18 protein-coding genes and 1 pseudogene are annotated in these 18,337 nt (G+C 63.7%); 11 read left to right on the top strand and 8 right to left on the bottom strand.

The annotated features are described in order from the left end of the window. Positions 1–88 precede the first annotated feature (88 nt). On the top strand, positions 89–1,132 hold the full coding sequence (locus GJ699_RS07340) for a Rieske 2Fe-2S domain-containing protein (RefSeq protein WP_154374617.1): 1,044 nt from the start codon (positions 89–91) through the stop codon (positions 1,130–1,132). A 7-nt stretch (positions 1,133–1,139) separates the two neighbouring features. Next, a pseudogene (locus GJ699_RS07345) lies at positions 1,140–2,094 on the top strand (PDR/VanB family oxidoreductase). A gap of 4 nt (positions 2,095–2,098) precedes the next feature. Here the strand turns inward: GJ699_RS07345 and GJ699_RS07350 are convergent. After that, a complete protein-coding gene (locus GJ699_RS07350) occupies positions 2,099–2,866 on the bottom strand; it encodes an IclR family transcriptional regulator domain-containing protein (protein ID WP_154374619.1) in 768 nt (255 codons plus the stop codon). A 129-nt stretch (positions 2,867–2,995) separates the two neighbouring features. On the opposite strand from GJ699_RS07350, the gene pcaH reads away from it, so the two are divergent. Genes pcaH through pcaCD form a run of 4 tightly spaced genes read left to right on the top strand, consistent with a single transcriptional unit; the run spans position 2,996 to position 6,880 of the window. After that, complete coding sequence (gene pcaH / locus GJ699_RS07355) at positions 2,996–3,688, top strand: protocatechuate 3,4-dioxygenase subunit beta (protein WP_371867482.1); 693 nt, start codon at positions 2,996–2,998, stop codon at positions 3,686–3,688. A 30-nt stretch (positions 3,689–3,718) separates the two neighbouring features. Then, positions 3,719–4,222 carry a peptidase associated/transthyretin-like domain-containing protein gene (locus tag GJ699_RS07360; protein ID WP_154374623.1) on the top strand — a complete coding sequence of 168 codons (504 nt, stop codon included), beginning with the start codon at positions 3,719–3,721 and terminating at the stop codon, positions 4,220–4,222. Positions 4,223–4,235: 13 nt separating this feature from the next. After that, the gene (gene pcaB, locus GJ699_RS07365; RefSeq protein WP_371867483.1) at positions 4,236–5,621 is read left to right on the top strand and encodes a 3-carboxy-cis,cis-muconate cycloisomerase; all 1,386 of its coding nucleotides are present in this window, start codon (positions 4,236–4,238) and stop codon (positions 5,619–5,621) included. Beyond that, positions 5,618–6,880, top strand: coding sequence for a bifunctional 4-carboxymuconolactone decarboxylase/3-oxoadipate enol-lactonase PcaCD (gene pcaCD / locus GJ699_RS07370; RefSeq protein WP_154374625.1), 1,263 nt, complete (start codon positions 5,618–5,620; stop codon positions 6,878–6,880). Before pcaB ends, pcaCD begins: the two co-directional genes overlap by 4 nt. On the opposite strand, the gene GJ699_RS07375 is transcribed toward pcaCD, so the two are convergent. Then, positions 6,877–7,788: a LysR family transcriptional regulator gene (locus GJ699_RS07375; RefSeq protein WP_154374627.1), complete on the bottom strand. Its 912-nt coding sequence runs from the start codon at positions 7,786–7,788 to the stop codon at positions 6,877–6,879. The two genes, pcaCD and GJ699_RS07375, sit on opposite strands and share 4 nt — an antisense overlap. 105 nt (positions 7,789–7,893) lie before the next feature. Here GJ699_RS07375 and GJ699_RS07380 point away from each other — a divergent pair, with 105 nt between their 5' ends. The 5 genes from GJ699_RS07380 (at position 7,894) to GJ699_RS07400 (ending at position 12,508) form a co-directional block, all read left to right on the top strand. Then, on the top strand, positions 7,894–9,003 hold the full coding sequence (locus tag GJ699_RS07380) for a muconate/chloromuconate family cycloisomerase (RefSeq protein WP_154374629.1): 1,110 nt from the start codon (positions 7,894–7,896) through the stop codon (positions 9,001–9,003). Positions 9,004–9,014: 11 nt separating this feature from the next. Further along, on the top strand, positions 9,015–9,305 hold the full coding sequence (catC, locus tag GJ699_RS07385) for a muconolactone Delta-isomerase (protein WP_154374631.1): 291 nt from the start codon (positions 9,015–9,017) through the stop codon (positions 9,303–9,305). A 29-nt stretch (positions 9,306–9,334) separates the two neighbouring features. After that, on the top strand, positions 9,335–10,255 hold the full coding sequence (gene catA / locus GJ699_RS07390; RefSeq protein WP_154374633.1) for a catechol 1,2-dioxygenase: 921 nt from the start codon (positions 9,335–9,337) through the stop codon (positions 10,253–10,255). Between the two features lie 16 nt (positions 10,256–10,271). After that, positions 10,272–11,045, top strand: a complete 774-nt coding sequence (pcaD, locus tag GJ699_RS07395) for a 3-oxoadipate enol-lactonase (RefSeq protein ID WP_154374635.1) — start codon at positions 10,272–10,274, stop codon at positions 11,043–11,045. A gap of 104 nt (positions 11,046–11,149) precedes the next feature. Continuing rightward, entirely contained in the window at positions 11,150–12,508 is a 1,359-nt protein-coding gene (locus tag GJ699_RS07400) for a sodium:solute symporter family protein (protein ID WP_371867484.1), read from the top strand. Between the two features lie 25 nt (positions 12,509–12,533). Here the strand turns inward: GJ699_RS07400 and GJ699_RS07405 are convergent, their stop codons facing one another. The 6 genes from GJ699_RS07405 to GJ699_RS07430 are packed head-to-tail and all read right to left on the bottom strand — an operon-like array spanning position 12,534 to position 18,336. After that, positions 12,534–13,514, bottom strand: coding sequence for a fumarylacetoacetate hydrolase family protein (locus GJ699_RS07405; RefSeq protein WP_154374639.1), 981 nt, complete (start codon positions 13,512–13,514; stop codon positions 12,534–12,536). 12 nt (positions 13,515–13,526) lie between these two features. Beyond that, positions 13,527–14,516: a sugar phosphate isomerase/epimerase family protein gene (locus GJ699_RS07410; protein ID WP_154374641.1), complete on the bottom strand. Its 990-nt coding sequence runs from the start codon at positions 14,514–14,516 to the stop codon at positions 13,527–13,529. Positions 14,517–14,529: 13 nt separating this feature from the next. Then, positions 14,530–14,907 carry a C-glycoside deglycosidase beta subunit domain-containing protein gene (locus GJ699_RS07415; protein WP_154374643.1) on the bottom strand — a complete coding sequence of 126 codons (378 nt, stop codon included), beginning with the start codon at positions 14,905–14,907 and terminating at the stop codon, positions 14,530–14,532. Continuing rightward, a complete protein-coding gene (locus tag GJ699_RS07420) occupies positions 14,904–16,052 on the bottom strand; it encodes a Gfo/Idh/MocA family protein (RefSeq protein ID WP_154374645.1) in 1,149 nt (382 codons plus the stop codon). The genes GJ699_RS07415 and GJ699_RS07420 overlap by 4 nt, the downstream gene beginning before the upstream one ends. Then, a complete protein-coding gene (locus GJ699_RS07425; RefSeq protein ID WP_154374647.1) occupies positions 16,049–17,740 on the bottom strand; it encodes an FAD-dependent oxidoreductase in 1,692 nt (563 codons plus the stop codon). The genes GJ699_RS07420 and GJ699_RS07425 overlap by 4 nt, the downstream gene beginning before the upstream one ends. Next, complete coding sequence (locus GJ699_RS07430) at positions 17,737–18,336, bottom strand: gluconate 2-dehydrogenase subunit 3 family protein (protein WP_154374649.1); 600 nt, start codon at positions 18,334–18,336, stop codon at positions 17,737–17,739. Before GJ699_RS07430 ends, GJ699_RS07425 begins: the two co-directional genes overlap by 4 nt. Position 18,337 lies beyond the last annotated feature (1 nt).

An 18,337-nucleotide genomic window follows, 5' to 3' on the forward strand; every position in this document is an offset into this window, starting at 1 on the left:
TAGAAATCCGTTTGCAAATAAGCGTAATTGTGCCATCATTTACTCAATGTATGCGCCGCATACATAAAAACAAATGGAGGAGACACTCATGGCATATCTGCGCAACTGCTGGTACATGACGGCGTGGGACAACGAAGTTGGTGGCGAGGCGCTGTTTCAGCGCACGCTGTTGGATGAATCGGTGCTGTTGTTCCGCGATGACGATGGCGTGATTCAGGCGATCAGCAATCGCTGCCCGCACCGCTTCGCCCCTCTGCATCTGGGCAAGCGGGTGGCGAACGGCGTGCAGTGTGCGTATCACGGCCTGCAGTTCAACGGCGGCGGCAAATGCATCCACAATCCGCACGGCGACGGCAAGGTCCCGGCGGCGGCCACGGTCAAAAGCTATCCGGTGATCGAAAAATTCAGCGCCATCTGGATCTGGATGGGCGATGAGGATAAAGCGGATGTCGCGCTGCTGCCCGATTTTTCGTGTATGGACCCAGAGGTCTTCTACGTCGGCAAACGCTATCTGCACGCGCGCGCCAACTACGTGCTGGAGACCGACAACATCATGGACCTGAGCCACATCCAGTACCTGCATCCGTCCACGCTGGGCAGCAGCAGCGTGTCCGACGCCATCACCAGCGTTAAACAGGCCGGCAACACCATCTACTCAAATCGGCAGACGGTGGCTGAAATCATGCCCGACTTCCTCTACACCAGCATGGGCTTTCCGCAAGGGCTGCCAGTAGACCGCTGGATCGACGTGCGTTGGGATGCGCCAGCCAGCATGCTGCTGGACGCTGGCGCGGTGGCCACCGGCCAGCCTCGCAACGAAGGCCGGTCGTTCCCGCTGCCGCACATCTTCACGCCGGAGACGCAAGGCAGCACGCACTACTGGTTTGCCTTCTGCGCGCCCAAAGCCATGGGCGAATTCGCTCGTCATGTGGCTGAAGAACAGGTGCAAGCGCTGAGCGTCCCATTCACCAACGAGGACTTGCCGATGCTCGAAGCGCAGCAACAGATGATGAACGGTGCCGATTTCTGGTCGTTGAAACCAGTGCTGCTGCCAGGGGATGCCGCCGCCGTCCGTGCGCGCCGCGTGCTTGATGGTCTGATTGCGGCCGAACAGAAACTCACTTCGCTGTAGGCCGACCATGGACAATATGATTACTGTCACTGTGGCGCGCAAACAGGTGGAGGCCGAGGGCATCGTCAGCCTGGAACTGGTGCGCGCCGATGGCGGCGAACTGCCATCCTTTGCGGCCGGCGCTCACATCGACATCGCGCTGGATAATGGGCTGGTGCGTCAGTACTCGCTATGCAATGCGCCGCACGAACGGCATCGTTATTTGATCGCGGTACTGCGCGAACCGGCGTCGCGTGGTGGCTCGCAGACGGTCCACGAAAGCATTAATGTCGGGCAGACTGTTCGCATCGGCGCACCGCGCAATCTGTTCGCGCTGGCGCCGGCGTCGAGTTATCTGCTGCTGGCTGGCGGCATCGGTATCACGCCCCTACTCGCGATGGCCGAGCAACTGGCGGCCGATGCTGCTGACTTCCAGCTGCATTACTGTGCACGCGAGCCGACCCGCGCCGCATTCACGCAGCGCATCCGCAACGCGGCATACGCCGCCAAAGCGCGCTTCCATTTCGACAGCGAGGGACAGCGGCCCGACGTGGCGCGCCTGCTGCGCGATGCTCCGCCGGACACGCACCTCTACGTCTGCGGTCCCGCGGGATTCATCGAGCTGGTGACGACCACCGCCAGCGCCCTGGGCTGGCCGAAGCAAGCGGTGCACCGCGAATATTTCGGTGCGGCGGACGCGGGTGGCGAAGCTGGCGACCAGCCGTTCGAGGTACAAATCGCCAGCAGCGGCAAGGTCTATTCCGTAGCGCCAGGCCAGAGTGTGGTTCAGGCGCTGGCCGAGCATGGCATTGCGATCCCGGTCTCCTGCGAACAAGGCGTCTGCGGCACCTGCATCACCGGCGTGCTGGCCGGCGCGCTTGACCCGCGACCAGTACTTCAGCGACGAAGAACATGCCGCCAACGACAGTTTCACGCCCTGCTGCTCACGCGCCCTCGGGCCATTGCTGGTGCTGGACCTGTAGCGGCTTACAGCAGCGCGTTCAGTTCCACCTGCATCTTGATCAGCGTGGGCAGGCAGCGCTCCACCATCTGCTGCAACGACATGCGGGCGGCGTGCACGCTGATGTTCATCGCCGCCACCACCTCGCCACGGAAGTTCTTCAGCGGGACCGCCATGGTACGCAAGCCCAGTTCCAGCTCCTGGTCCACCAGCGCATAGCCCTGCGCACGCGCCTCGGCAATCTCGCGCGCCAGCTGCTGCTTGTCGACGATGGTGTGCTCGGTGATGCGCTCCAGCTGCACCCGCTCCAGATACGCATCCAGCTGCTCCTGCGGCAGGTGCGCCAGCAGCATGCGGCCGTTGGCGGTACACCACGCCGGCACCCGCGTGCCCGGCTGCAGCGTGGCCGACACCAGCTGCCCCGCCGTCACCGCCGACACGCACACCAGCTGATCGTGATCCAGCACGCCGGCCGACGCGGCCTCGCCCACGGTATAGGCCAAGCGATACAACAACGGCTGCACCAGCCGAGGCAAACGCGCCGAATGCAGATAGGACTGACCAAGCCGCAGCACCAGCGGCGTCAACGAAAACTGCTTGTTCTCGTGCCGCATATAGCCCAGATAGGTCAGCGTCAGCAGATAGCGGCGCGCCGCCGCCCGCGTCAAGCCAGTGCGTTCCGCCACCTCGGCGATGGTGAGACGGCTGCGTTCCTGGTCAAAGGCTTCAATCACCTGCAAGCCCTTTTCAAGGCCGGCAACCAGGTCGCGTGGGGAGAAATCAGTATCCATCATCAGAAAAAGGGTATTTTGTGCGCATATCGCACACTCGGTGCGCATAGCGAATATAGCACGCAGCGCCCATCTTGTGGAATACGACCTGCTGTCCGTACTATTTACACACCAAACATCAGGAGACTAGCCGTGAAATTCGACGCCATCGCTCCGGGAATTTATCCGGAACTGACCTATCCCCCATACAAATCCACCGTCAAGCGCGGCCCGACGCAGCCGATGCTGCGCATCGACGCCCGCACTGCGGCGGAACAGAACATCGCGCCATCGCCGCGCATCATCCTGCCCTACGATACCGACCTGACCAAACATGGCGAAGCCGAACCGCTGGGCGAAAAAATCGTGGTCACCGGCCGCATCGTCGATGAAGACGGCAAGCCAGTCCGCAACTCGCTGCTGGAAATCTGGCAGTGCAACGCCGCCGGCCGCTATCGCCACAAGAAGGACCAGCACAACGCACCGCTGGACCCGAACTTCAACGGCTGGGGCAAAATGATGACCGACGAAGAAGGCCGCTATCGCTTTGTCACCATCAAACCGGGCCCGTATCCATGGGCGAATCACGACAAGGCATGGCGTCCGGCCCACATCCACTTCTCCCTGTTCGGTAACGTCTACGCGCAGCGCCTGGTGACCCAGATGTACTTCCCTGGCGACCCGCTGTTCGACTACGACCCAATCTTCCAGAGCATTCCGGACGAGGCGGCGCGCCAGCGCCTGATCTCCCGCTTCAGCCTTGAGCAGACCGTCGGCGACGAGATGCTGGGCTATGAATTCGACATCGTACTGCGCGGCCGTGACGCCACGCCGTTCGGCATCTGAGCAAGTATCTGAGCAAGACAGGAGACAGGCATGAGCAACATCACTACCTCGCAAACCATTGGTCCGTTCTCGCACGAAGCGTGGAAATGGGCGAATGAATTCAGCAACGCCATTGAAGGCAGCATCACCATCAACGGCACCATCTACGACGGCGACGGCGTAGCGATCAACGACGCCCAGATCGAATCGTGGCAACCGGCTGCCGCCGCAGCGGAAGCGGCCCATCCGATCCCAGGCTTCCGCCGCCTGCCGACCGGCGAAAAAGGCGAATTCGTTCTGCGTCTGGCCGACGTCAAGCAGGAAGCCGGCGCGCCGTTCGCCTTCGTCACCGTGTTTGCGCGCGGCCTGGTCAAGCACCAGTTCACCGCCGTGTTCCTTGAAGACGACCCGGATCTGCAAAAATCGGCGATACTGGAGCAAGTGCCGGCAGCGCGCCGCGCCACGCTGATCGCATCCAAGACAGCTCCGGGCCAGTACAGCTGGGAGATCCGGATGCAGGGCGAGAAGGAAACCGCCTTCTTTGACTATGTATAAAACCGGAGTTTGAGTGAGCGTATCAATTTTTGACAGCTTCCTCACCACGCCTGACATGATCGCCGTGTTTGAAGACACGGCGGTTGTGCAGGCGATGTTGCGTTTTGAAGCCGCACTTTCACAAGCCCAGGCCGAGGAAGGCTTGCTGCCTTCCGAATCCGCCGCCGTCATCGCCACCGCCTGCGATGCCCGGCAATATGACATCCCCGCCCTGATCGCGGCCGCGCGCAGCGCCGGTAGCCTGGCCATCCCGCTGGTGAAGGAACTCACCAAAGCGGTGGCCGCGCGCGACAAAGGCGCCGCCAGCAAAGTCCATTGGGGCAGCACCAGCCAGGACGTGATCGACACCGCGCAGGTGCTGGTCACGCGTGACTCGTTGCAGTTGCTGGACGATGGCCTGCACGACCTCACCGGCCATCTGCTGCATCTGGCCGAACAGCATCTGGCCACGCCGGTACTGGCGCGCACCATGATGCAGCCGGCGCAGGTCACCAGTTTCGGCTTCAAGCTGGCCAACTGGCTGGCGCCGCTGGTGCGCTCGCGTCAGCGCCTGCGCGAAGCCGCCGAACGCGCGCTGCAGCTGCAGCTCGGTGGCGCGGTCGGCACGCTGTCGGTGATGGACGAACAAGGACCGGCCGTCGCTCAAAGGGTCGCCAATGCGCTGGGTTTGAAGAACGCGCCGCAGTGGCACACCCAGCGCGACGAGTGGGTTCGCCTTGGCCTGGAAGTGGCCGTGCTGACGGGTAGCCTGGGCAAGCTGGCCACGGATCTGAGCCTGATGGCGCAAGGCGAAATCGGCGAACTGGCCGAACCATCCGGTAATGGCCGTGGTGGCTCGTCCGCCATGCCGCACAAGCGCAACCCGGTGTCCGCCATGATCGCACTGGCCGCCGCGCAGCGCACGCCGCAACACGGCGCCGCACTGCTGGCCTGCATGGGTCAACAGCACGAACGTGGACTCGGCAACTGGCAGGCCGAATTGGCCGAATGGCCGCAGCTTTTCTTGAGTGCACACGGCGCGCTGCAAGCGCTGAACGACGCCTTCGCCGGCCTGCAAATCGACCGCGCGCGCATGCTGCGCAATATCGACGCGCTGCAAGGACTGGTGTTCGCGGAAGCCGCATCGGCCTACCTGGCCGCCACCATCGGCAAAGCCGCCGCCCACGCGCTGCTGGAAAAGATGACCGGCGAGGCACTGTCCTCCGGCCGCCATCTGTCCGAAGTGCTGGCCGAAGCGGTGCAAGCCGATGAACAACTGCGTGCCGCCGTCGACACCGCCCATCTGCAAACGCTGTTCGACGCTGTCAAGGCCACCGCCCCCGCCCACCGCCTGGCCGCGCGCCAGTTGCAAAGCCTGCGCGGCGACATCGCCGCCCTGAACCTGAGGAATACCAAATGAGTTTCGATCCTATCGATCACGATTTCGAACGTGGCCTGGCCAACCGCCGTGGCATCCTGGGCGACGCCTGGGTAGACCGTTCGCTGAACAACGCCACCAACTTCAACGCCGACTTCCAGAACCTGATCACCCGCTTCGCGTGGAACGAAATCTGGGGACGTCCGGGGCTCGAAGCCAAAACCCGCCGCGCCATCGTCCTGTCGATCACCATCGCGCTGGGACGTTGGGAAGAATACGACCTGCACGTGCGCGCCGCGCTGCTTGGCCCGGAAGAAAACCGCCTGACGCCCGACGAACTGAAAGAAGTGCTGATCCAGTCCGCCATCTACGCCGGCGTACCGGCCGCAAACACCGCCTTCTCGCATGCGCAAGTGATTCTGCGCGAAGTCGGCGCCCAGATCGGCTACGAACTGGCGCCGCTGGCGCCGGCCGCCACCGCTCATACCGGCATCGGCCACGAAGGCCGCAGCAACGGTCGTCCCGCCCTGCACTACGCGGTGCGTGAACCACGCAACGGCAAAGCACCGCGCCACACCGTGGTACTGAGTCACGCGCTGGGCTGCGACCTGACCATGTGGGACCCGCTGGCCAACCTGCTGGCCGAAGACTGCCGCGTCGTCGCCTACGATCACCGTGGCCATGGCAGCTCCGAATCTCCGGCCGGCGCCTACAGCATGGCCGAACTGGCCGACGACGCGGCGGCCCTGCTGCGCGAACTGGATACCGGGCCGGTGGTCTGGATCGGCCTGTCGATGGGCGGCATGGTCGGCCAGGAACTGGCGCTGCGCCATCCAACGCTGGTACGCGCACTGGTACTGGCCAACACCACCTCCGGCTATCCTGAAGCCGCGCGCGACAACTGGCGCCAGCGCATCACCACCGTACAAACGCAAGGCATCGAAGCCATCGCCGACGCCGTGATGGGCCGCTACTTCCACGACGAATTCCGCGCCACCAAAGCCGCCGCCGTGGCGCGCTTCCGCCGCCGCGTGGTCAGCACCGACGCCGTCGGCTACGCCGGCTGCTGCGCCGCCGTGGGCAATGTGGACACCACCGCGCGCCTGGGCGACATCAAAGCGCCGGCGCTGGTGATCGCGGGTGAGCTGGATCAGGGCACGCCGGTGGAAATGGCACGCACGCTGGCAGAAGGTATCCCCGGCGCGCAGCTGGAAGTGCTGCAGCAGGCTTCACATCTCAGCTATGCCGAACAGCCGCAAGCCTTCACCAAGGCCGTCACGCGGTTCCTGTCCAGCCTTTAAAGCGTCTCCGGCACGTAGGCGATGCCCAACTCGTCGTAGATCGAATAGACCGCCGCCAGCAGATGTCCCAGCTCTGGCGAGCGGTCCATGTGGCGCACGCTGAACAGGATGGGCGAGAACGCATGCTTGTCGTCCAGCGGGCGGTACACCACGTTCCGGTGATGCATGGCCTGCACACTCTCCGGTACGATGGCGATGCCTTGTCCCGCCGCCACCAGTCCCATCGCAATCTGCAGCTCGCGCACTTCGGCCACCGCCCCTGGCACGACGTTGGCCTCGCTCAGCACCGCCAGCACCTGATCGGCAAAGCTGGGGCGCGGCGACTTCGGATAAACCAGCAGCTTTTCGTGCACCAGGTCGCGCAGCCACAAGGCATTGCGCTCGGCCAGCCGGTGATTGGGCGGCAGCGCGGCCACCATGCGCTCCTCGCGCAGCGTGATGCGGCGTATGCTCGGATCCTCACTTTTCAAACGGCCGAAGCCAACGTCGATGCGGCCTTCCTTCAGCGCCTGCATCTGCTCCACCGTCATCATCTCGTGCAGCGTCACCTCGACTTGCGGAAAGCGCTCGCTGAAGCGGCGCACGATGTCCGGCAGTTCGCCGTACAGCGTCGAGGCGACAAAGCCCACCACCAGCTTGCGTTCCAGTTTGCCGACGCGCTGCGTCATCGCCTTCAGGTCGCGCGCTTGATCGAGCAGCGTGCGCGCATGGACCAGAAAGAATTCACCGGCCTCGGTGAGCCTCAACGGGCGCGAGCCCTTCTCGATCAGCACCACATCCAGCAATTCCTCCAGCTGCTGGATCTGACGGCTCAATGGCGGCTGTGCGATGTGCAGCCGCTCGGCCGCGCGCGTGAAGTTGCGCTCCTCCGCCACCGCGACAAAGTAGCGCAAATGCCTTAATTCCATACCAACTATACCTTTCAGGTATCAAGCTCATACCAAAACAGTGTTGGACCCAGTACCCTCAGCGGAGATATCTTGATCCCATATAAGCGATTATACGGAAAAAATATGATTCAGAATATCGACACCTTCCTTGTGGATGTGCCAACCATCCGCCCTCACCGCCTCTCCGTGGCCACCATGAACACGCAGACGCTGGTGCTGGTCCGGGTCACTTGCGACGACGGCATCGTTGGCTGGGGCGAAGCGACCACCATCGGCGGCCTGAATTACGGCGAAGAGAGCCCGGAAAGCATCAAGACCAACATCGACACCTACATCGCGCCGCTGATCACCGGTATGGATGCCAGCGCCGTGGCCAAGGCCATGGCCAGGATCCGCAAGACCATCCAGGGCAACCGCTTCGCCAAATGCGCGATCGAGACCGCACTGCTGGACGCGCAGGCACGCCGCCTCAAGGTGCCGCTGTCCGAACTGCTGGGCGGGCGTGTGCGCGATGCGCTGCCGGTCGCCTGGACGCTGGCCAGCGGCGACACCGCCAAAGACATCGCCGAAGCGGAGCACATGCTGGAGATCCGCCGCCACCGCATCTTCAAACTGAAGATCGGCCTGCGCAGCGTGCAGGACGACGTGGCCCACGTCCTGGCCATCAAGCGTGCCCTGGGCGACAAGGCCAGCGTGCGCGTGGACGTCAATCAGGCCTGGACCGAAACCGACGCCGTGCGCGGCATCGCGGCGCTGGAAGCCGGTGGCATCGACCTGATCGAACAACCAGTCAAAGCCCATAACGTCGGCGCGCTGGCGCGCCTGAAGCAGCGCTTCGACGTCGCCATCATGGCCGATGAAGCGCTGCACGGCCCGGACGACGCCATGGCCCTGGCGCGCGCCGATGCGGCCGATGTCTACGCGGTCAAGATCACCCAGTCCGGCGGCCTGCTGCCCGCGCTGGAAGTGGCTACCGTGGCGCGCCTGGCCGGCATTGAACTGTATGGCGGCACCATGCTGGAAGGCGGCATCGGCACCGCCGCCACGGCGCACCTCTGCTCGACCTTCCCAACCCTGGCCTGGGACACCGAACTGTTTGGCCCACTGCTGCTCACTCAGGAAGTGCTCAGCGAGCCGCTGGTCTACAAGGACTTCATGCTGCAAGTGCCGACCGGCCCGGGCCTGGGGGTTGAAATCGACACCGACAAACTGCGCGCCATGCAGCGCCAATAAAGGAGAAACCCATGCTGTTCCATGTACGTATGAACGTCAGTCTGCCGACGGCCATGCCGGCTGACCAAGCCGCCAAGCTGAAAGCCGACGAAAAAGCTCTGGCACAACAGCTGCAGAACGAAGGCAAATGGCGCCACCTGTGGCGCATCGCTGGCCAGTACGCCAACATCAGCATCTTCGATGTGGCCAGTGTCGACGAACTGCACGCGTTGCTGACCGCTTTGCCGCTGTTCCCTTACATGCAGATCGAGGTGATGCCGCTTTGCCGCCATCCATCCTCGGTTCGCGACAACGACCTTTAAACCATCACCGATAATAGAGGAGACCTGACATGAAGCATGCGGAAATCGACAAACTGGTACAAACCTGGATCGTAGACGCGGCGCAGCGCCCGGCCAACCCGCGCCTGCAGCAAGTTGTAGTGCGCCTGCTGGGCGATCTGTGCAAAGCCATCGAAGACCTGGACATCACCCCCACCGAATTCTGGAATGGCGTGGCTTACATGTCGGCCGCCGGCGCGTCGAGTGAACTGGGCCTGCTGGCCGCCGGCCTGGGTCTGGAGCATTTCCTCGACCTGCGCGCCGATGAAGCGGAAGCCAAAGCCGGCCTGGCCGGCGGCACGCCACGCACCATCGAAGGCCCGCTGTACGTGGCTGGCGCGCCTGAAAGCGTGGGCTACGCCCGCCTGGACGATGGCACCGAGAGCGAGCGCGCCGAGGTACTGATGATGCAAGGTACGGTGTACGGCGAAGATGGCCAGCCGCTACCTGGCGCAAAAGTCGAGGTGTGGCACGCCAACCTGCTGGGCAATTACTCCTTCTTCGACCGCACGCAATCGGACTTCAACCTGCGCCGCTCCATCATCACCGATGCCCAGGGCCGCTACCAGTTCCGCAGCATCATCCCGGTCGGCTACGGCTGCCCGCCGGATGGCACCACCCAACAGCTGCTGGACCAGTTGGGACGCCACGGCCAGCGTCCCGCGCACATCCACTTCTTCGTCAGCGCGCAAGGCCAGCGCAAGTTGACCACGCAAATTAACATCGACGGCGACAAATACCTGTGGGACGACTTTGCCTTCGCCACCCGCGAGGGCCTGGTGCCACCGGTGTCGCGCATCACCGATCCGCGGCAACTGGACGCGCTGCGCCTGCAGCAGCCATGCGCATCGATCGACTTCGACTTCCGCATGACGGGTGAACGCGCCGCGCTGCCGGCGGCTGAAGTGGAACGCCAGCGCGCCGCCGCCTGAAACAAGGAGAATCACAATGCCTTTCATGGATACCGCCGGCGCCCAGCTGCACTATCGCACCGATGGCTCTTCCGCCAACCCATGCGTGGTGCTATCCAACTCGCTCGGCACCGACCTGTCGATGTGGGATGCGCAGGCAGCCGCGCTGGCGCTGGATCATTACGTGATCCGCTACGATGTGCGTGGTCATGGACTATCGTCGCCCAGCAGCACGCCGCTGGACCTCGCCCGGCTCGGCCTGGACGTCATCGCCCTGCTCGACCACCTGGCGATCGAGCGCGCCGCCTTTTGCGGCATATCGATGGGCGGGCTGACCGGTCAGTGGCTGGGCATTCATGCGCCGCAGCGTTTCACGCGGCTGATACTGGCCAATACGGCGGCGCGCATCGGCACCGCCGATGGCTGGCTGGCCCGCGCACAGCAGGTCCGTACCGAGGGCATGTCCAGCGTGGCGGCCGGCGCGTCGGCGCGCTGGTTCACGCCCGCCTTCATTGCCCGCGATCCGGTCACGGTGGCGCGCATGACTGGTCGCCTGCGTGAGCAGGATGCCAACGGCTACGCCGACTGCTGCCTGGTACTGGCGGCGGCAAACCTGCGCGAGGACGTGGGCCGCATCAACCTTCCGACGCTGATCATCGCTGGCGATGCCGATCCTGTGACCACAGTTGCCGATGGCATCTGGCTACGGGAACAAATCCCGAATGCGCAACTGGCCACCGTGCCGGCGTCGCACATCTCGAATATAGAAGCTAATATGAAATTTACCACCCAGCTGCGCGCGTTTCTGTAAGCAGGTGGAGAGGAATTGGAGTAGACATCATGGATACAAGGTTACTAACGATTGGTGGGATCGCGGTGGCGTACTTCGCTGTCATATCCTGGATTACCTACAGCGTGCGAAAACACGCGAGCAGCAGCGAAGGCATGACGGCCGGCGGCCGCAACTTCCCGGCTTATCTGATCGGCGCCCTGCTGCTATCGGAATTTATCGGCAGCTCGGTCAGTATCGGCACCGCGCAGCAGGGTTTTGAAGTCGGCATCTCGGCCGCCTGGAACCTGGTGGCGCTGTCACTGGGCTTCCTGCTGCTGTCGTTCGTGCTGGTGAAAAAATTCAAGGAGAGTGGCCAGAACACCATCTCCGGCATCCTGGCCTCCGCTTACGGCGAGCCTGTGCGCTTTGCCTCTTCGGTGCTGACCATTGTGGCGCTGAGCATCGTCGCCGTGGCGCTATACGCGGGCGGTGGCGCGGTGCTGGCAGCGGTGCTGCACATCAAAAAGAGCTGGGCCATTCTGCTGATCGGCGTGACCACCGTGATCTACGTCAGCTTGGGCGGCATGCGCTCGGTGGTGTACACCAACTTCGCGCACTCCATCGTCAAATACATCGGCGTGATTTTGGCGCTGGCATACGCTCTGGACGCCAGCGGCGGCATCGCAACCCTGCAGGCCAACCTGCCGGCCAAGATGTTCAACTGGACTGAAATCGGCTGGGGCCAGATCTTCGCCTGGATGATAGGCGGTATTGGCTCCATCTTCGCCACCCAGTATGTGATTCAGGCACTGGTCGGCACCGACAATCCCGCCGTGGCGCGCCGCGCATGCTATTACGTTTCATCGCTGATGATTCCTTTCGGCCTGATGGCGGCGCTGATCGGCATGTGCAGCGCCGTCATGTGGCCAGGTATCAAATCGATTGACGCCTTCCCGAAACTGATCGCCCACATGCCAGCCTTCTCGGCCAGCGTGATGGTGGTTGGCCTGGCGGGCGCGCTGTTTGGCGGCATCTCGGCCACCACGCTGGCGTCATCCACGCTGGCGATGAAGGATTTCTTTGATCCCTTCTTCAACAAGGCCAAGGACGACCGCAAATCGGTGCTGTTCCTGCGTGTCGCCATCGCCGTGACTGGTCTGCTGCCGCTGATCCTGGCCCTGTATGCGGAAAAGCTGCTGATGATCGCCTTCCTCGGGAAAGCGCTGCGCGCCACGCTGGCGGTGCTGATCCTGATGGCCTTCTATGCACCGAAGTTCGGCACCCCGCGCGGCGCGTTTTTCGGCATCATCCTGTCGGTGGTGGCGACCATCGGCTGGTTCCTGGCCGGGAATCCGTTTGGGGTGGACAGCTCCTACCTGGCGCTGGCTGGCCCTATCCTCACCATGGGCATCAGCGAGATTTTCAAGCCGCGTAACGGCACTCCGCTGCGCGAAGTGGCGGCCCCGCAGGAATTCGGCCGCTCTCGCAACGCCACACGATGAGCTTACCGCCCGTTGCATGAGCGTTTTACAGCGCGCCCACCACCCGCTGTTCGATGGCGCCGAACGGCGCCTCGCCGTCGCGGGTGGTGGCGCGCATGCGGACGCGGTCGCCGAAGCGCATGAAAGAGGTGGCGGCGGCGCCCTGCTCCAGCAATTCGATCATGCGGCGCTCAGCGATGCAGGCGGTGCCGGCTTCGCGCACTTTATTCGATACGGTGCCGGAACCGACGATGGTGCCGGCGCTCAGTCTGCGCGTGCTGGCCGCATGCGCTATCAATTCGCCAAAGCTGAAGTGCATTTCACGTCCGTTCGGACGGCCGAACAGCTGTTCATTCCATTCCACTTCGAGATCCAGATGCACGCGGCCGTCCCGCCAGTTGTCACCCAATTCGTCCGGGGTGATCGCCACCGGCGCGAAGCTGGTCGATGGTTTGGCTTGCAGCAGGCCGAACCCGCTGCGCATTTCGCGCGGTCCCAGCGCGCGCAGGCTCCAGTCGTTCAGCTGCACCAGCAGGCGGATGTGACGCGCGGCTTCGGCCGGCGTCGCCCCCATCGGCACGCGGTCGACCACGACGCCAAATTCGCCTTCAAAATCGATGTCCTGGCGTTCGTCCGGCAAGCGCACGTCGTCGCAGGCGCCGAGAAAGTTGTCGGAGCCACCCTGGTACATCAGCGGTACGCTGTCCAGCTCTGGCAACGGCGCGGTGATGCTGGCGTGGTCCATGCGCTGACGATGACTGAGGAAGGCCGAGCCATCGCACCACTGGAAGCAGCGCGGCAGTGGCGCCATGCATTCGCGCGGTTCGAATGGCATGGCACCGGGATGCATGCCGGCGTTCAGTTTATCGGACAGGGCATGCAGCAGCGGCGCAACTTCGTCCCAACGCTCCAGCGCCCGCAGCAGGTTGGGGGCGATGACGCCGACGTCAAGCGCCATGCTCAAGTCGCGGGACACCACCAGCAGCCGGCCGTCCGGCTCTCCGGTGCGCAGCGTTGCCAGTTTCATGTCCCGCTCCTTTCAGGCTGCGTTGAGAATGCGATGGCACAGCGCCTGGTGGCGTTCGACCATGTCGAAGGCGTCGGCGCGCGAATACAGGTGGCCTTCCCATTCGCTGGAGATGTAGCCGTCGTAGCCTCCGTCGCGGAACACTGGCAGGATCTCTTCGTAGGCGATGGCGGATTCGCTGCCGTTGGCGTCGAAGTCGTAGAATTTGCCGTGCACGTGAATCACCTGCGGCACGATCTCGCGCCACACTTCGGCCTTGTTCGGGCTGACGATGTTGAACATCACCGACAGCGCGCTAACCACGGCCGGATCGGCGTTGCGGCCTTCGACACGGCGCGCGAATTCGCCACGCTTCCAGCCGGCGTCCTGCGGCAGGTGCCAGACTTCGATCGCCAGTTGCAGCAAGTCTTCCGGCATGCCTTGGGCACGCAGGTTGTCCAGATAACTCGGCGGCAGTGCGCGCGCGCAGCAGCCGAAGTCGGGGATGAAACCCAGCAGCGGCGAGTTGGCTTTGGCGTAAGCTTCGCGGTATGCCTGCACCGGCGGTGAGTTGGGCGACAGCGGCGCGTGGATTTCAGGTCCGATCTTGATGCCGTGTTTTTCGGCCAGCGGCAGCAGGCGAATCGCGACTTCGGCCGGTGCCGCGAATTGCAGGCGCGCGGCCGGGAAGCCCAGTTTGGCGGCGGCTTCCAGTTGCGGTTCGTGGTAGGCCACAAGTTCGTCCACGCTCATCATTTTGCCACGCCGGATGGCGACGTCGGCGTTCAGGCCTAGGCAGGATGGCGCCAGGCCGTATTTGGCGACCAGGTCGCGGAACTGTGCTGCTTCGTTATCGCTGATATGCGGGAAGCTGCGGAAGCTTTGGAAGCCGATCACTTCGAGCCCAGGCCCCAGCTTGCGTTCAGCGATTTTGGCGATCAGCTGTTCCAGATTGTATTCGCGCGCATGCCATTCATTGGTAAAGGCGAACAGCGTCGCGCCCAGTTTGGGTTGCGTTTGCATTCTCAATCCTTTCTTAGATGGTGGCGGCGCCGCGCGTGACCCAGGTCAGCATCGGGATGTATGGCGGGTACAGTTTGACCAGCAGTTCGGCGTCATGCTTGCCGCCTGCCTTGGCCTGCGCGTCGCGCACGTACAGCCAGGCCGAATCCTGCACGAACCACAGCTCGTCCACCAGATCCGGCAGCGCGCTCAGTGGGTAGCGCTTGCCGTTCACTTCCAGTTCGGCGCCGTCCAGCGACAGCGCGCGGCCATCGATGCTGGTGGCGGCCACTTCAACCACCGACAACGGCAATGTCCGATACCACGGCAGCCACACTTCCAGCTTGATCAGACCATCTTCCACCCGGCTGCCTTGCGCCGCGATCAGGTAGTCACTGAAGTTATTTTTCATTTCGTCTCCAATGCGACCCAGTTGCCGCCCGCCTGGGACGACTTCTGGACCGCTTCAATAAACAGGACGCCCCGCAGGCCGTCGTCAATGGTCGGGAATTCCGCATCGGGCGCTGGTGCACGGCCTTCGCGCGCGGCCAGCAGGTGCTCGGCCACTTCGCTGTACAGCGAGGCGAAAGCTTCCAGATAACCTTCCGGATGGCCGCCGGGGATGCGGCTCAGGCGCGCTGCAGCGCCACTGGCGGCGGGCGTGCCCCGACGGATAATGCGGGTCGGCTCACCCAGCGGGGTCCACAGCAGTTCTTCCGGCTGCTCCTGACGCCATTGGATACCGCCCTTGCTGCCGAACACGCGGATGCGCAATTCGTTGGCGCAGCCCGGCGCGATCTGGCTGGCCCACAGCGCACCGCGTGCGCCGCCCTGATAGCGCAACAGCACCTGCACGTTGTCGTCCACCGCGCGGCCGGGCACGAACGATGTCAACTCGGCAGACAGCGATTCCAGCGGACGGCCAACAATGGTGTCGGCCAGCTGCCATGCATGCGAGCCGATATCGCCAATCGCGCCGCCGCCCGATTTGGCGGGGTCGGTGCGCCAGGCAGCCTGTTTTTGGCCGCCCTGCTCCAGCGGTTCCGCCAGCCAGTCCTGCGCGTACTCGACCTGCACAACACGGATCTCGCCCAGTTCTCCATCCCGCACCATCTGCCGCGCATGACGCACCATGGCGTTGGCCGAGTAATTGTGCGTGACAGCGAAAATCAGGCCGCGCTGCTGCGCCAGCGCCTCCAGCATGCGGGCGTCGGCGCTGTTGGTGGTCACAGGCTTGTCGCAGATGACGTGGATGCCAGCTTCCAGGAAGGCTTGCGCGGCCGGCGCGTGCACGTGATTCGGCGTGACAATGCTGACCGCTTCAATCCCGTCTTCGCGCGCGGCTTCAGCCAGCGCCATGGCGCGATAATCGTCGTACACGCGCTCCGGCGCCAGCCCAAGTGCGGCACCGGAACGGCGCGATGCTTCTGCACTAGACGAAAGCGCGCCCGCCACCAGCTCATAGCGATCGTCGAGACGCGCCGCGATGCGATGCACGGCGCCGATGAATGCGCCCTCGCCGCCACCCACCATGCCAAGTCGGATACGCCGGCTCATAGCTTGCCCGCCTTGATCTGCGCCACCGCGTATTCCGCCGCGCGCATGGTCAGCGCCAGGAAGGTCAGCGATGGATTGACGCTACCGGCCGACACCATGGCCGAACCGTCGGTCACGAACACGTTAGGCGCGCCATGCACCTGGTTGTGCGCGTTCAGCACGGAAGTCATCGGATCGTTGCCCATGCGGGCGCCGCCCTGCACGTGCACCGTCACGCCGGGCAGGTTGCCAAAGCGGCCACTGCCCAGAACCTTGGCGCCGCTGGCTTCCAGCATCGCCGTGCCTTCGCGGATGGCATCATCAGCCATTTTGTTCTCGTTGTCGCCGCGCGCCACGTCAAAGCGCAGCTGTGGCAGGCCGTAACGATCGCGCGCCACCGGGTCCAGCGTGATGCGGTTCTCGGCGCGTGGCAGCGTTTCGACAGCACCGCCGAGGTAGACCAACCACGGTCCCGGTTTGGCCAGACGGCGCTTGTAATCGGCACCGAAGTCGTCGCCATCACCGGCCATGTCGGTCCAGCCCATGCGCGCCGAACCGCCCTGCATCACGTAACCACGGTCAAACTCCACACCCTCTTCACGCACGCCTTTCAGATTGCGGAAGCGCGGCACATAGATGCCGTTGGCGCGACGGCCGTAGAAGTAGCGATCCTCCAGCCCCGGCATAACACCGAACACGCTGGCGGCGTCATGGTCACAGATGTAGCGCCCCAGCACATCGCCCTTGTTGCCCAGGCCATTCGGGTGCTGCTTGCCAGCCGATTGCAGCAGAATCTGCACGCTCGCCTCGGTGCCGGCGTTGAGGAACACGATGCGCGAGGTGTAGGTCTTGCGCTTGCCAGTCGCTGCATCGATGGTTTCCACACCGGTGGCACGGCCGGTCTTGTCGTCGGTGACGATGCGGGCCACCACCATATTGGTCTTGACGGTCAAACGGCCGGTCTTCTGCGCGTCCGGCAGCGTCGCCGACAAGGAGCTGAAATAAGCGCCGAACGAGCAGCCGCGCTGGCAGATGTTGCGGTAGTTGCAGGGACCTCGATCGTTCTTCTTCTCGGTCAGGTTGACGGTGCGGCCGATGGTCAGGTAACGCTCCGGCCACTTGGCGTGGATTTTCTCGCGCATGACTTTTTCAGGCGCAGTCATTTCCATCGGCGGTTGCAGCTCCATGTCCGGGAAATGCGGCAGGCCCAGATTCTCGCCCGAGGCGCCGATGTACTTCTCAACGCGGGTGTAGTACGGTGCGATGTCCTTGTAGCGGATCGGCCAGTCGCTGCCATGACCGTCACGCTTGTTGGCCTCGAAATCCAGATCGCTCCAGCGATAGACCTGACGGCCCCACAAGAGCGAACGGCCGCCCAGCACATTGGCGCGTATCCACGAATACGGCTTGGCCTGCACATACGGCTGCTCGCTGTCCTTGACCCAGTAATGCTTGTTGTCCCACTTGAACTGGCCGTGCGGCTGGTTGGACTGGATCGGATAGTCGCGCGCGATCTCGTCCCGATCGAACTGGCCGCGATTCGGCGCGTCCCATGGCGTGACGAATTCGGTGGTGTAGCCCTTCTGGTGTTCCAGCGGACGGCCGCGTTCCAGTATCAACACCTTCAGGCCGCGCTGGGTCAGTTCCTTTGCCGCCATTCCGCCGGTGATGCCGGAGCCGATGACGATTGCGTCGAAGTCGTAGCTCATATCTGAATCTGCCTATTCCATTTTTTGATGTCGATGTCACCTTCCCAGCGGCCCGGCACCGGCACGTAGGCCAGTTCGCCGGTGATGCCAGCTTCGGAAGTGAAATAGCCCAGCGTGACCAGGTCGCGCAGCTTGAAGAAGAATGGCGCGGCCGGATCGTTGATACGCGCACCAAAGCCGCGTGACTGATAGCCCTTGGCCGCCTCGCGGGTCGCGCCATACAGGGCTGCCTGCCGCTCCGGGCTGCATTCAGCGTACGAAGCGCCGTGCTGCGCGCGGGCGGCGGCATCCAGCGCCGCCAGACCATCGGTGACCAGCTTGCGCTCGGCGTCGTTCATCCAGTGCGCGTACATATCGGCCACGAAGGCTGGCACACCGGCTTCCTTGGCGCCTGGCGTATCGGTCTTCGGAATAATCACCTCGCACAGCGCTGCCAGCGTGGCGGCGTGCGCGCTTGGGAAGGCCACCGGCGCGCTAATGCCGCCTTCATCGCGCGCGCCAGCCGCCTGTGCCAGCTCCATCGCCAGCGTGCCGCCGTGCCAGTAGGCGGCACCGGCGCCAAGCGCGATGCGTTTAAGTAGGGTTCTCCTGTCCATC

It is taken from the genome of Duganella guangzhouensis (assembly GCF_009674535.1).
In the GTDB taxonomy this organism is placed as follows: Bacteria; Pseudomonadota; Gammaproteobacteria; order Burkholderiales; family Burkholderiaceae_D; genus Rugamonas; species Rugamonas guangzhouensis.